This is a genomic window from Mangrovicoccus ximenensis, from assembly GCF_003056725.1.
GTDB lineage: Bacteria > Pseudomonadota > Alphaproteobacteria > Rhodobacterales > Rhodobacteraceae > Mangrovicoccus > Mangrovicoccus ximenensis.
In genome coordinates, this window is the sequence record NZ_QBKZ01000033.1 from 15,987 (window position 1) to 28,287 (window position 12,301).

12 protein-coding genes and 3 pseudogenes are annotated in these 12,301 nt (G+C 67.7%); 10 read left to right on the forward strand and 5 right to left on the reverse strand.

From position 1 onward, the window contains the following. Positions 1-18 precede the first annotated feature (18 nt). Positions 19-798 carry a 3-oxoacyl-ACP reductase FabG gene (gene fabG / locus C7T91_RS31155; RefSeq protein ID WP_108263664.1) on the forward strand — a complete coding sequence of 260 codons (780 nt, stop codon included), beginning with the start codon at positions 19-21 and terminating at the stop codon, positions 796-798. Then, positions 798-1,469: a cysteine hydrolase family protein gene (locus C7T91_RS31160; protein ID WP_108263665.1), complete on the forward strand. Its 672-nt coding sequence runs from the start codon at positions 798-800 to the stop codon at positions 1,467-1,469. The genes fabG and C7T91_RS31160 overlap by 1 nt, the downstream gene beginning before the upstream one ends. Here C7T91_RS31160 and C7T91_RS31165 read toward each other — a convergent pair. Then, positions 1,466-2,704, reverse strand: coding sequence for a cation:proton antiporter (locus C7T91_RS31165; RefSeq protein WP_108263666.1), 1,239 nt, complete (start codon positions 2,702-2,704; stop codon positions 1,466-1,468). The genes C7T91_RS31160 and C7T91_RS31165 overlap by 4 nt on opposite strands. Positions 2,705-3,162: 458 nt before the next feature. On the opposite strand from C7T91_RS31165, the pseudogene C7T91_RS40280 reads away from it, so the two are divergent. Beyond that, positions 3,163-3,405: pseudogene (locus tag C7T91_RS40280) on the forward strand (alcohol dehydrogenase catalytic domain-containing protein); the annotation flags it as partial. A gap of 72 nt (positions 3,406-3,477) precedes the next feature. On the opposite strand, the gene C7T91_RS31180 reads toward C7T91_RS40280, so the two are convergent. Continuing rightward, positions 3,478-3,933 (reverse strand): SRPBCC family protein, encoded by a 456-nt coding sequence (locus C7T91_RS31180; protein WP_108263667.1) that lies wholly within the window; start codon positions 3,931-3,933, stop codon positions 3,478-3,480. Then, positions 3,930-4,592 (reverse strand): NAD(+) diphosphatase, encoded by a 663-nt coding sequence (gene nudC, locus C7T91_RS31185; RefSeq protein WP_330848918.1) that lies wholly within the window; start codon positions 4,590-4,592, stop codon positions 3,930-3,932. The genes C7T91_RS31180 and nudC overlap by 4 nt, the downstream gene beginning before the upstream one ends. Positions 4,593-4,939: 347 nt before the next feature. Here nudC and C7T91_RS31190 point away from each other — a divergent pair, with 347 nt between their 5' ends. Continuing rightward, positions 4,940-5,515: an NAD(P)/FAD-dependent oxidoreductase gene (locus C7T91_RS31190; RefSeq protein ID WP_269102797.1), complete on the forward strand. Its 576-nt coding sequence runs from the start codon at positions 4,940-4,942 to the stop codon at positions 5,513-5,515. 15 nt (positions 5,516-5,530) lie between these two features. Here C7T91_RS31190 and C7T91_RS31195 read toward each other — a convergent pair whose 3' ends face one another. After that, the gene (locus C7T91_RS31195; protein ID WP_108263669.1) at positions 5,531-6,940 is read right to left on the reverse strand and encodes an FAD-binding oxidoreductase; all 1,410 of its coding nucleotides are present in this window, start codon (positions 6,938-6,940) and stop codon (positions 5,531-5,533) included. A gap of 196 nt (positions 6,941-7,136) precedes the next feature. Between C7T91_RS31195 and C7T91_RS33105 the strand changes: the two genes are divergently transcribed. The 5 genes and pseudogenes from C7T91_RS33105 to C7T91_RS31215 form a co-directional block, all read left to right on the forward strand. Beyond that, a complete protein-coding gene (locus C7T91_RS33105; RefSeq protein WP_161556187.1) occupies positions 7,137-7,298 on the forward strand; it encodes a hypothetical protein in 162 nt (53 codons plus the stop codon). Beyond that, entirely contained in the window at positions 7,295-7,705 is a 411-nt protein-coding gene (locus tag C7T91_RS31200; protein WP_108263670.1) for a DUF3168 domain-containing protein, read from the forward strand. Before C7T91_RS33105 ends, C7T91_RS31200 begins: the two co-directional genes overlap by 4 nt. A 16-nt stretch (positions 7,706-7,721) precedes the next feature. After that, positions 7,722-8,135 carry a phage major tail protein, TP901-1 family gene (locus tag C7T91_RS31205; RefSeq protein ID WP_108263671.1) on the forward strand — a complete coding sequence of 138 codons (414 nt, stop codon included), beginning with the start codon at positions 7,722-7,724 and terminating at the stop codon, positions 8,133-8,135. Beyond that, positions 8,135-8,496 (forward strand): annotated as a pseudogene (locus C7T91_RS31210) (gene transfer agent family protein). Before C7T91_RS31205 ends, C7T91_RS31210 begins: the two are co-directional and overlap by 1 nt. Positions 8,497-8,830: 334 nt before the next feature. Then, positions 8,831-9,046 (forward strand): annotated as a pseudogene (locus tag C7T91_RS31215) (Tat pathway signal protein); the annotation flags it as partial. Between the two features lie 351 nt (positions 9,047-9,397). Here C7T91_RS31215 and C7T91_RS31220 read toward each other — a convergent pair. Continuing rightward, positions 9,398-10,954 carry an alkaline phosphatase D family protein gene (locus C7T91_RS31220; protein WP_236638635.1) on the reverse strand — a complete coding sequence of 519 codons (1,557 nt, stop codon included), beginning with the start codon at positions 10,952-10,954 and terminating at the stop codon, positions 9,398-9,400. 108 nt (positions 10,955-11,062) lie between these two features. Between C7T91_RS31220 and C7T91_RS31225 the strand changes: the two genes are divergently transcribed. Then, the coding region (locus C7T91_RS31225) for a site-specific integrase (RefSeq protein WP_145963096.1) at positions 11,063-12,301 on the forward strand (1,239 nt) is incomplete at its 3' end.

Consider the following 12,301-nt stretch of genomic DNA (forward strand, 5'->3'; position numbering starts at 1 on the left):
ACGACAGGGAAAACCGACATGCTGACTTCCATCGCAGGCAAATCCGTCATCGTGACCGGCGGGTCGAAAGGCATCGGCAAGGGGATCGCCAAGGTCTTTGCCGCGCAAGGCGCGCGCGTGATGATCGCCGCGCGCGGCGCGGAGGCCGCCGAGATGGCTGCGACCGAGATCCGCGAGGCGGGCGGTACCGCCGAATGGCTGCCCTGCGACGTGGCCGACTGGGACAGCGTCAAGGCGATGGTCGAGCGCACTGCCGAGCTTTTCGGCGGGGTAGACATCCTCTGCGCCAATGCCGGCATCTTCCCGCAGGTGAAGATGCTCGACATGTCGCCGGAGGACTGGGACGGCGTGATGGCGACCAACCTGAAATCCACCTTCCTCTGCGTGAAAGCCTGCATCCCGGCCTTCGAAAAGGCGGGCAAGGGCCGGGTGATCGTCACCTCGTCGATCACCGGCCCGGTCACCGGCTTCCCCGGCTGGGCGCATTACGGCGCCTCCAAGGCCGGGCAGCTCGGTTTCCTGAAGACCGCCGCGATGGAGCTTTCCCGCTACAACACCACGATCAACGCGGTGATGCCGGGCAACATCTATACCGAGGGCCTGCAGGATCTGGGCGAGGACTACCTGAAGACCATGGCCGCTTCGATCCCGCTCAAACGCCTCGGGGCGGTCGAGGATATCGGCAACGCGGCGCTGTTCTTCGCCTCCGACGAGGCCGCCTATGTCACCGGCCAGCAGATCGTCGTCGATGGCGGCCAGATACTGCCCGAGAGCCTGGAAGCAATCGAGGAAATCTGATGGGCTGGAAGACGGACTGGCGCAGCTTCTACTACGAAACCGCCGAGGAGCCTGCAGATATCGTGCTGGATGCCGGGAAGACGGCACTGCTCTGCATCGACCTGCAGAACACCTATCTTGAGGTGCCCGGGGACGCCGCCGAAGCCGCCCGCTGGGCGCCGTTCCACGCGCGGATGCAGGGCACCGTGCTGCCGAACACCCGCGCGCTTCAGGGCTGGGCGCGGCGGCAGGGGATGGAGGTGATCCATGCCCGCATCGCCTGCCTGAAGGAGGACGGGCGCGACCGGTCCCTCAGCCAGAAGAAGCCCGGCTTCAACTACCTGCTCTTGCCGAAGGACCGCGAAGACAGCCAGATCGCCGATGCCGTCGCGCCCATGGCGGACGAGATCGTCGTGACGAAGACCACGGACTCGGCGCTCACGGGCACCAACCTGCGGATGGTGCTGGCGAACATGGGCATCGAGCGGGTGATCTGCGCGGGCATCTTCACCGATCAATGCGTGTCCTCGACCGTGCGCAGCCTCGCCGACGAGAGCTTCGAGGTGCTGGTGGTCGAGGATTGCTGTGCCGCCGCCACCAGCGAGCTGCACGAGCACGAACTCCGCGTGATCAACATGATCTACTGCCATGTCATGTCGATGGCGGAGCTCCAGGCGCTGCCGCGGATCTAGCCCTGGCGCCGGGCCAGCCAGCGCGCCAGCGGCCCGACCGTCAGCCCCTGCAGGATGATCGAGACCACCACGATCACGTAGGTCGAGGCCAGGATCACCGGGCGCCATTCGCTGTCCGGCAGCGACAGGGCGAGGGCGACCGACAGGCCGCCCTTGATGCCGCCCCAGGTCATGATCGGCACCATGTCGCGCTGCATCCGCCGGAACGGGTGCAGGAGCATCAGCGGCACCGCCACGGCCACCAGCCGCGCAACGAGGGCCAGCACCAGCGACATGAGGATCGTCGTCGCCATGTCGGCATCGAGCGTGATCGTCAGGATCTCGAAGCCGATCAGGCAGAACAGCACCGCGTTCAGCGCCTCGTCGACCAGCGTCCAGAAGGCGTCGACATGGCTGCGGGTCTCGTCGCTCATGCCGTAGGCGCGGCCGACATCGCCGGTCAGCAGCCCCGCGACCACCGCCATGATCGGCGCCGAGACGCCCAGCCGCTCGGCCAGCGCGTAGCCGCCGAAGGCCAGCGCCAGGGTGATCAGCACCTCGAGCTGCCAGTCGTCGATCCGCTTCATCAACTGGAAGGTGCCCCAGCCCAGCACCGCGCCAAGCGCCAGCCCGCCCGCCGCTTCGCGCAGGAAGAGGAGCGCGGCGCCCGAGGCGGTCACGTGGTCCTGGCCGGTGCCGAAGGCCAGCGCGACGAGGATCAGGAAGGCGACATAGCCGACGCCGTCATTGAAGAGGCTCTCGCCCGCGATCTGGATCTCCAGGTCCTTGCGAATGCCCGCGGTCCTCAGCACGCCCAGCACCGCGACCGGGTCGGTCGGCGAGATCAGCGCGCCGAAGGCCAGCGCCACCAGAAGCGGCATGCCGGTGAGCCAGCTCAGCCCCGCGCCCATCACCGCCGCCGAGAGCGCCACGCCCAGCGTCGCCATGACGAGGATGACCGGTGCCTGCCGGCGGAGCTCGGCCATCGGCACATGCAGCGCGCCGGCGAAAAGTAGCAGCCCGAGCATCCCGTCGAGCAGCGTCTCGGTGAATTCCACCTGCCCGACGACGGCCGAGGCGTGTTCGGCGATGCCGAAGCCCGGCGCCAGCCGGTCGAGCGCCAGCAGCACCAGCGAACTTGCCAGCGCGATCATCATGATGCCGATCGAATGCGGCAGGCGGAGGAAGAAGTAGTTCAGCGCGCCGAAGCCGCTGGCGGTGACGAGCAGCAGCGCCGCGATGTCGAGCAGGGTCATGTCGGGTCCGGGTCCAACCTTGCCGCCGGACAGGAGGCCCGGCGGGTCCATGCGCCCGGGCTAGCGCGCCCGGACGGGAAATGCACGCGCCTCCGTGACCCGGATCACGGCCGCGGGAGGATCGCCTCCTGTGGCACGGCTGGGGGCACCTCGCCCTGCCAGAGCTCGACCGAGACCAGCGACAGCTGCCCGGCGCAGCCCTGGCTGAGCCGCGAGGCGCCGATATCCGAGGTCACCGCATTCGGGTTGCCGTTCACGCAGGTCAGCCCGGCCCCGGGCAGCTCCGCGGGGGCGTACCAGCCGCCGGTGGAAAGCTGAACGACGCCCTCGCGCAGTTCCGCCGCCGGTTCCGCCACGGCCAGAAGGCCGCCGCGGCCGTTCCAGATGCGGATCACGCCCCGCTCGCGGAGGGCGAGGTCCGGCTGGAGGTCGCCTATTGCGGCATCTGCGGCAGCGACCTGCACGAATATGCCGAAGGACCGCTGGCGATCCCGGTCGGGGAGCCGCATCCTCTGGGCGGGGCCGCGGCCCCGCTCGTCATCGGCCATGAATTCTGCGGCACGGTGGCCGAGACCGGCCCCAGCGTGGCTGGATTCGCCCCGGGCGACCGGGTCGCGGTCGAGCCGGAATACCGCTGCGGGGCCTGCGCGGCCTGCCTGCGCGGCGACTACCATCTGTGCGACGACTGGGGATTTGCCGGGCTGATGGGCCATGGCGGCATGGCCAAGGAGGCGGTGGTGCCCGCCTACATGCTGCACCGGCGCGCGCCGCGCTCAGCCGAGGCCGAGCCGCGCCCGGGTGAACTTCACGACCCGCCCGTGCAGCTTCTGCTCCATCGCGCCCTGCGCCACGCGCAGGGGCTGCAGCATCAGCCTGGCGGCGATGCCCCGCGCCTCGACGCCGATCCGGTAGGCAATCACGCAGCTCTGCGCATCCACCGGCTCGATATCGACGCGCACCTCGCCCGAGACCCCGTCCGATTCGTAGGCCAGCGTCATGCCCTCGTCCCTGCGGATCTCGGCGACATGCAGCTTGACGCTGCGATGCATGCCCTTGACCCCCACGCCCAGCCGCCAGCGGGTCTCGGTGCCGTCCGGCCAGCCCGGCGCGAATTCCGCGACCTGCACGCCATGCGCCTGCAGCACCCCGGTCAGCGCCTCGAAATCCGTGAGGGCGGCAAAGGCCTGCCCGGCGGGGACCGGATAGGTCTCGCGGCTGTTCAGCTTCATCTGCAGTCTCCGTCGGCGGAAAGCTGGCCGAGCCGGTCCGCCAGCCAATGGTCGAGCACGGCGCGGGCGATGGCGCCGGGCCGTGCGGGGGTGATCTCGGGATGCTCGCCGCGGAAGGCCTGCGCCAGCTCCTCGCGGCTGACCCAGCGGGCTTCTTCGAGCTCCTCGGGGTCGATGGTGATGCGGTCGTCCAGCGCCTCGCCCGCCCAGGCGGTCATCAGCTGGGTCGGAAACGGCCAGGGCTGGCTGGCCAGGTAGCGCACCTGTCCGACCGGCACGCCCGCCTCTTCCAGCACCTCGCGGCGCACTGCCGCCTCGGGCGCCTCGCCCGGCTCGACGAAGCCCGCGAGCAGCGAATACATCCCCTGCGGCCAGCGCTCGTTGCGCCCCAGCAGGACGCGGTTGCCATGGGTGACCAGCATGATCACCACCGGGTCGGTGCGCGGGTAATGCTCGGTCCCGCAGGACGGGCAGAGCCGCTGCCAGCCGCCCTGCGCCATGTCCGATTTCGCGCCGCATTTCGCGCAGAAGCCGTGGCTCGCATGCCACTGGGTCAGCGCCCGGGCCAGCGAGGCGGCCTCGGCATCGAGGAGCGGCAGCCGCGTCATCACCGCGCGCAGCTCGGCAAAGCGGGTGCCCGCCGGAAACGCGGGATGCACCTGCTCGGAGAGATCGGCGAAGCGGTCGAGCTCGGCGGCCTCCAGTTCCGCCGGCTCCCGGCGTCGAAATTACACCAGCACCTCGGACACTATTGGAAACAATGAGTTAGCGTCCTGGAATAGCGGTCTAAGTAGAAGTCTTGTCGTCACGCGCCCGCCCCCTCGTGCAGGGTAGTTGTCACCGTCGTTCGATCTGAAACTATGCAGCGAGGCGGGCAGGACAGGATGACAAGTGGCCTATTCACCGGAACGAAAGGCGGCGGTTCTCNGCGCGGGCGAAGGGAAAGCTTCTGCCCGAAGCCGACGCGCATGCCGAAGGCTGGACGTCCAGAGACAAGCTCGCGGCGGTGATCGGTGAGCCATCGCGTCGCCACCGGTTCGAGACCGATGGCGAACGCCGCGCTGAACGAGGCGGAACTGGGCCGGGACAGATCGCGGCCTTGCTGGGGGAACCCGCCCCGGTCGAGCCGATCGCGCCGATGATGCTGGTCACGGCGCGGCTGCCGCACTTCTGCGATGCGGTGGTCGGCGCCGCGGGACGGCCGCTGAGCTTCAAGCAGATGCCGAACGGCACGGTGGTGATCGGCGGCGGGCGCCGCGGCCGCGCCGATCCGTCGGAGAACCTGTCCGAGATGCTCTTCCCCGAACTGCGGCTGACCGCGCAGACCGCGATGGAAATCTTCCCGGTGATGCGCGGCGCCGCCATCGTGCGCAGCTGGTCGGGGGTCGAAGGGCGGATGCCCGACGACATCCCGGTGATCGGCCCGTCGGCGCGGCACGAAGGGCTCTACCACGCCTTCGGCTTCTCTGCGCATGGCTTCCAGATGGGGCCGGGCGTCGGCGAGATCATGGCCGGGCTGATCGCGACCGGCGCCACCCAGGCGCCGCTCGCCCCGTTCTCGATCACGCGTTTCGCTGCCTGACCCCGGCAGGCCGCCTCAGCCGTGCCCCCGGTCGTGGCGGTCGGTCGGCAGGCTGTCGCCGACCTGCGCGTCATCGGCTTCGTCGGGCTCGAACCGGCCGGGATTCATCAACCCGTGCGGATCGGTCTCGCGCTTGAAGGCGATGTCCTTCCCGGTGATGCGCTTCTTGCCGACCGCGCGCACCGTGGTCGTGTGCGGATTGCGCACCATCACCCCGGCGCGGCGCAGCGCTTCGGTGACCTCGGCCGCCTGGGCGTCGCTCTCGAAATCGAAGAAGGGCGAGATCAGCCCCTGCAGCCGGCCGTCGAGGCGCAGGAACTCCACGAACATCGGCCCGTAGCAGCGGCAAAGCTCGTGGGCGCGGGCGATCTTTGCATCCATGTCCTCGCCGCTGACGAAGCCCTCCATCACGGTCGCCTTCGGGCGCTTGCGCTGGACGTTCTGGATCAGGTGGCCGAAGGCGAATTCCCACATCGGCAGCCGCCACGGCCCCTCGCCTTCGGGCGCCCGCGCCAGCACCCGGCCGCCGCGCTCCGCCGCCCATTGCGCGAAGGCGGGCCAGCTGTGATCGGCGATCATCGCCAGGAGCACCGTGCTGCCCTCGGGGACATGCGGCGCGAACTGGTGCACGTCGCGGCCGATCGGCCATTCCTGCACCGAGGCGAGCTTGGCGGTGATCGCATAGGCCCGCGCCAGGTCGGCGGCGAACCGCGCCGCCGACGGAAAATCATCGAAGGCGACCAGCGTCTCCTGCCAGGCCCAGGCCGGGGCCAGCGGCAGCACCATCTCGGTCACCACCCCGGTCGCGCCGTAGGTATGGAACGGCCGCAGCACGTCGAGTCCCTCGAGTTCGATCTCGCGCGGTTCCTCTTCCATGGTCATCACCTTGCAGGAGATCAGGTTGCCGGGATCCGACCAGCAGCCATGGGCCAGCGATCCGATGCCGCCGATGCCGCCGCCGAAATTGCCTCCGACCGTCGCCATCTTCGCAGTCGAGGGGATGAAGCGCAGCTCCTTGCCGGAGGTCCGCAGCTCCTTGTCGAGCTTTGCCATCACCGTGCCCGCCAGCACCCGCACCCGGTCGCTGCCGAGTTCCAGGATGCCCGACAGGCCCAGAAGGTCGAGGACGATCCCGCCCCGCAGCGGCACCGACTGGCCGTAGTTGCAGGTGCCGGCCGCGCGCGGCACGATCGGGATGCGCAGCCGCGCCGCCGCCGCCATCACCTGCCGCAGCTCCGCCACCGATGCGGGCGAGACGACGATATCCGCGAGCCGCCCGGCCAGGTCCTCCGACAGGATCGGGCTCATGTCGAGCCGGTCGGCGCTTTTCACCCGGACGCGCCGGGGATCGACCGTGAAGCGGATCTGCCCGAGCGCCTCGATCAGCGCCTCGATCGGGTAGCCGGGGGTGCTGTCGTCTTTCATGGCCGTCCTTTCGCGCCGAGTCCGGGGATGTGGTAGGCGGGCCTCCGCCGGAGAAACAGCGCAATAAACCGAAGCCTGCGTTCGCAAACCGGCAATCCAGCTGCGGGGCACCGCTGCCTTTCCGCGATGCCGGACAGGTGCCCCCCGGCGCCGGACGTGCTCCGGGGGGCACCGACTGCTGGCTGGGCCCGGAAGATTGCGCCCGGCGCGGAGCCGCGCGCGAGGCGCCGCAGCGCCCCCCGAGCCGGGCCAGCGTTTCCGCGAGGGCGCGCGGGCCTGGCGGGTGGTGGCGGTCGCCGAGGCCGATGCAGCGGGCTGCTACCTGCGCTGCGAAGCGGTCGAGGAGACGGTGGCATGAGCTACGGCGTCTCGAAGGCCCTGCAGGGGGCGGTCTATGCGGCGCTGAGCGGCGACGGGACGCTTGCCGGGCTGGTCGGGTCGAATGTCTTCGACGCACCGCCCGCGGGCATGGTGCCGGAGCTCTATGTCTCGCTCGGCGCCGAGGATGCCGAGGCGCGTCCCGACAGTTCGGGCAGCGTGACCACCCACCGGCTGGCGATCAGCGTGATCGGCACGGTGGCGGGCTTCGCGCAGCTCAAGGCGGCGGCCGGGGCAGTGTCGGACCGCCTCGACGGCGCGGCGCTGGCGCTGGAGCGCGGACGGCTGCTGTCGCTGGATTTCCGCAAGGCAAAGGCGCGGCGCATCGAAGGCAATAAGGGGCGGAGGATCGACCTGTGGTTCCGCGCCATCGTCGAAGACAGCTAACATATGGAGAGAAGCCATGGCGGCTCAGACTGGAAAAGACCTGCTCATCAAGGTGGACATGGACGGGGCGCGCAGCTTCGAGACCATGGCCGGGCTGCGCGCGACGCGGATCAGCTTCAATGCCGAGCAGGTCGACGTGACCTCGCTGGAAAGCGCGGGCGGCTGGCGCGAGCTGCTGGCGGGCGCGGGGATGAAATCGGCGAGCATCTCGGGGTCGGGCGTGTTCAAGGACCAGAGCACCGACGAGCGGGCGCGGTCGATCTTCTTCAACGGGCAGATCCCCGCCTTCCAGGTGATCATCCCGGATTTCGGCACGGTCGAGGGGCCGTTCCAGATCAGCTCGATCGAGTATGCGGGCACCCATGACGGCGAGGCGACCTACGAGCTGTCGATGGCCTCCGCGGGCGCGCTGGTCTTCACGGCGCTCTGATGGCGAACCCCTATGCCGGAGAGGTGCGGCTGGTGCTCGACGGCAGCCCGCATGTGCTGAAGCTGACGCTCGGCGCGCTGGCCGAGCTGGAGAGCTCGCTGGGCTCCGACAGCCTGGTCGGCATGTCGAGCGGTTCGAGCGCTCGGCCTATTCCAGCCGCGACGTGCTGGCGCTGATCGTGGCGGGGCTGCGCGGCGGCGGCTGGCGGGGCGAGGCGGAGGACCTGCTGAGCGTCGAGATCGAGGGCGGCCCGGTGGAGGCGGGGCGAAACCGCCCTCCTGCGCCAGCGCCGGGGCGCCGGCCGCGAGCATCGCGCCGCAGGCCAGCGCGGCCAGCCAGGTCCGGATCGGTCGGGAAATAGGGGTCTGCATCGGGTCCTCCGGCTCGGAAATCATGTCTTCGGCGCTGTCGCGACGGTATCGGGCCGGCCGCCCCGGAACGAAATCACAATTTGCCGCGTCCCGGCAAAGTGTCGCGGAAATGGCACGCGACCCGCCGCCGGGAGAATCAAGGGCCGGAATTAACATCAGGTCAGCATCGGCGGATTTTCGCGCATGATTAATGCCCCTACCGTCAACCCAGCCTTATTTTCTTGGATATTCACCAATTTTATGGCATTTCGCTGTTAGGCAGAATGCGAATTGAGCCGGAACGGCCGGTCGCAACAATTGAGGCAGATCGAGCGGGGACTACCAATGAACGACAGCGAAAGCTGCGTAAGCAGGCGTGCACTTCTCAGGGCCTTTGCCGCAACCGCGGTGGCGGCAGCTCCGACCTACTCCAAGGCAGCGGGCTTCCTCCGGGGCGGCGGCGACATCCGAAAGCTCCAGATGTATTCCGGCAGGACCGGCGAGCGCATCGACGTGATCTACTGGATCGACGGCAAGTACATCGCCGAAGCAGCTGCAGAATTCGAGATCGCCGAACTGTTCGACGAAATCGGCTCCGCTGCGCTGGACGACGAAAGCGGCGACTCCACGCCCCAGCCGGACGTGGAAGACCGCGGCTGATCCTGACCGGATCGCCCCGTCGAAAAGAATTGGCGCGCCTCCCCTGAGGGAGGCGCGCCTTTTTTGGTCCGGTCACATGAATGCGAGGCTTTCGAGCCCGATCAGGCCCAGGCCGACGACCGTCAGCACGAAGAAGCAGCAACGGGTATGGCGCATGGCAGTGCTCCCCTGGTTGGCGCGCTTCCCCGGCTAGTGCATTAACCTTAAATCCGCGCTAACCGGCCGCCCTCCGCAGGCAGCCGGGGCGCCGCCTCAGGCGGAAAATTCCGGATCGAGCGTGACCGACCACAGCTCGTTGTCCGCGCGGTCCATCAGGCGCACCTTCATCTGCTGGGTCGCCCCGTCGACATCGACGAGACCGAAGAACTGCAGCCCCATCGACGGCGGCAGGTTCTGGCCCTGCTCGTCGGTCGGCGCCTTGACGTACTTCACCTCGGGCCCGAAGGTCATGTCGAGCGCCGCGGGCCCGAAAGTGCCGGCATGCAGCGGCCCCGAGACGAATTCCCAGAACGGGTTGAAGTCCTGCATCTGCGCCTTGTTCGGGTCGTAGTAATGCGCGGCGGTGTAGTGCACGTCAGCGGTCAGCCACACGGTATTGCGGATATCCGCCGCCTTGATGAAGCGCAGGATGTCGGCGAGCTCCAGCTCGCGGCCCTTGGCGGCGCCGTCATCGGCATTGGCGATCGCCTCGAACTTCTCGCCGTCGCGCACCACCAGGCCGATCGGCATGTCGGCGGCGATGATCTTCCAGGTGGCGGTGGAGTTCGTCAGTTCGCGCTTCAGCCATTCGATCTGGCGCGCCCCGAGGAAGATGCTCTCGTCATTGATCGCCTCCTGCAGGTTGTCGGTGTTCGGCCCGCGATAGGAGCGCATGTCGAGGAAGAACACGTCGACCATCGGCCCCCAGGACATCTTGCGGTAGATGCGGCCCGGCTCGGCTGGCTGGTAGCTGATCGGCGTCATCTCGTGGAAGGCCTGGCCCGCGCGGGCGGCGAGGACGCGGACGTTCTTCTCGGTGTAGCGGTCATCGCCCGAGAGGTCCTTGCTGTCCGACCAGTTGTTGACGACCTCGTGGTCGTCCCACTGGAAGAAGGTCGGCACCGAGGCATTGAGCACCCGGACATGCTCGTCCATCAGGTTGTATTTCCACTGGGCGCGGTATTCGTCCAACGTCTCGGCGACCTTGCGCTTCTCGTCGATCAGCACCGTGTTGGTCCAGACCAGCTGGCCGTCACGCACGGTTTCCTCTTCCATCGGTCCGTCGGCATAGATCGTGTCGCCGGAATGCAGGAAGAAGTCGGGCTCGTGCTTCGCCATGGTGGCATAGGTCAGCATGCCGTCCCCGTCGATGCCGTAGCCCTGCCCGGCGGTGTCGCCCGACCAAGTGAAGCGGACCGAGCGGCGCGAGGACGGCGCGGTGCGGAAATGGCCGACCAGCGGGTCCGAGACGGCGTTCAGGCTGGACAGGTCGGCCGCCGTGAAGCGGTAGAAGATGTCCTGGTCCGACGGCAGCCCGTCGACCATCCGCTTGATCGCGAGATCCGAGCCCGGCAGCGCGTTCATCGGCGGCAGCCGGACGGAATTGGAGAAGCTCTCTGTGGTGGAGACCTCCATCATCACCCGCGCGGGCGTGTTGACGCGGGTCCAGATCATGCCGGAATTCGCGGTGACGTCGCCCGACTGCACGCCATGGGTGAAGACCGGGCGGTCATCGGCGCGGGAAATTGCGGGCATGGCGAGCGAGGCGGCAAGCACGGTGCCGCCGGAAAGCACCGAGCGGCGGGAAAGGCGAGTGGTCCAGCCCCTCACCCCACCCCCTTCTAGCGCCATGAAAATGCAGGAAACTCCTGCATGCCAAGGGCCTCTGCCACAAATCCTGCTACAAACGGTGTTACAAAACAGCGTTACGAGGCAGGCATGAAGTACGTCCAGAACATCCGCGGCAAGTGGTGCGTCCGCATGGTCGTGCCGGACGATCTGGTACCAATCATCGGCAAGCGCGAGCTTCGCGAGACCGACCTTCCTTCCGAGCCGAGAGCGCGCGAACGGCAAGCACATGCCGTAATCAACCGATTCTTCGCCCAGCTCGACGAAGCCCGCGAACATCTCGTGGCGAAGGAGGCTGCCAACCGGCCCACCCTGTCTTCCGCCGCAAAGGAGTTCTATCGGGAAGAACTCCTTGTGGACGACCAAGGCCGTGCAGCCGCAGCCCCCGACGCGGGCGGACAGATCATGAACGCCGACGTGAAGGAGTTCCTTCGCGAATCGCGCGCTGCGTACTCCAATAGCCTCCGGCTAGTGGCGGCTGGCTCCGCTAGCGCCGAAGAAGCGGAGAGAGACGTTGGATACGGCGCCGACTACCTCGCGAAGCAGAACCGCGCGCCAGACGTCCCTCGCGCCGAGCTTCTCCGTGTGCTTGCGGAGGTACAACTGGAAGTTCTGGCCCAGATGGAAGCCCGCGACGAAGGCAAGCTGAATGGCCCTGCCGTCAAGCATCCGCTCCTGACCCAGGCCGACCCCGATCCGGTCCCGGAGTTTGCGGGCGCTGACCCAGAAGCCACTTTGGCGCGCGGCATGATACTCTCCGAGGCCCTTGCGGCCTTTCACAAGGAGCGCAGCGCAGGTCGCCAGTCTCTGGCCGAGCGGACCATGGAAGAACACCGCAATGCCGTCCGCATGTTCAACGAGTTCGTCGGGCATGATGTGCCGGTATCGGCCATCAAGAAGAAGGACGTCATCGACTACAAGAACGCGCTCCTGCGAACGCCGGTGCGCTACACGATGCGCTTTCCCGGCCTAACATTGCCGCAGGCCATCAAGGCGAATGAGAAGCGCAAAGAACCGCACGCGGCCCTGGCTCCGAAAACGATCAACATGAAGTGGCTCTCGCATCTAACGACCGTATTGCAATGGGCGTCCAACAACGGGCATATCGAGACCAATCCGGCGCAGGGCATTCGCGTGGACACAGGAAGCAAGGCCCATTGGGAAGCCTCCTACCTGCCATTTACGAAAGACGAGCTGAAGAAAATCTTCAGCGCCGATATATTCAACGAACCGCAGGAGTATGGCCTGAAGCAGTGGGCCACCCTGATTATGCTTTATACCGGCGTCCGAAACTCTTCGGAAATGTCACGGATGCAGCTTGCGAACATT

Excerpts from the sequence above, each read along its gene's own strand:
- fabG (WP_108263664.1), top strand. The coding sequence starts at position 19 with ATGCTGACTTCCATCGCAGGCAAATCCGTCATCGTGACCGGCGGGTCG.
- C7T91_RS31160 (WP_108263665.1), top strand. The coding sequence starts at position 798 with ATGGGCTGGAAGACGGACTGGCGCAGCTTCTACTACGAAACCGCCGAG.
- C7T91_RS31165 (WP_108263666.1), bottom strand. The coding sequence starts at position 2,704 with ATGACCCTGCTCGACATCGCGGCGCTGCTGCTCGTCACCGCCAGCGGC.
- C7T91_RS31180 (WP_108263667.1), bottom strand. The coding sequence starts at position 3,933 with ATGAAGCTGAACAGCCGCGAGACCTATCCGGTCCCCGCCGGGCAGGCC.
- C7T91_RS31195 (WP_108263669.1), bottom strand. The coding sequence starts at position 6,940 with ATGAAAGACGACAGCACCCCCGGCTACCCGATCGAGGCGCTGATCGAG.
- C7T91_RS31200 (WP_108263670.1), top strand. The coding sequence starts at position 7,295 with ATGAGCTACGGCGTCTCGAAGGCCCTGCAGGGGGCGGTCTATGCGGCG.
- C7T91_RS31205 (WP_108263671.1), top strand. The coding sequence starts at position 7,722 with ATGGCGGCTCAGACTGGAAAAGACCTGCTCATCAAGGTGGACATGGAC.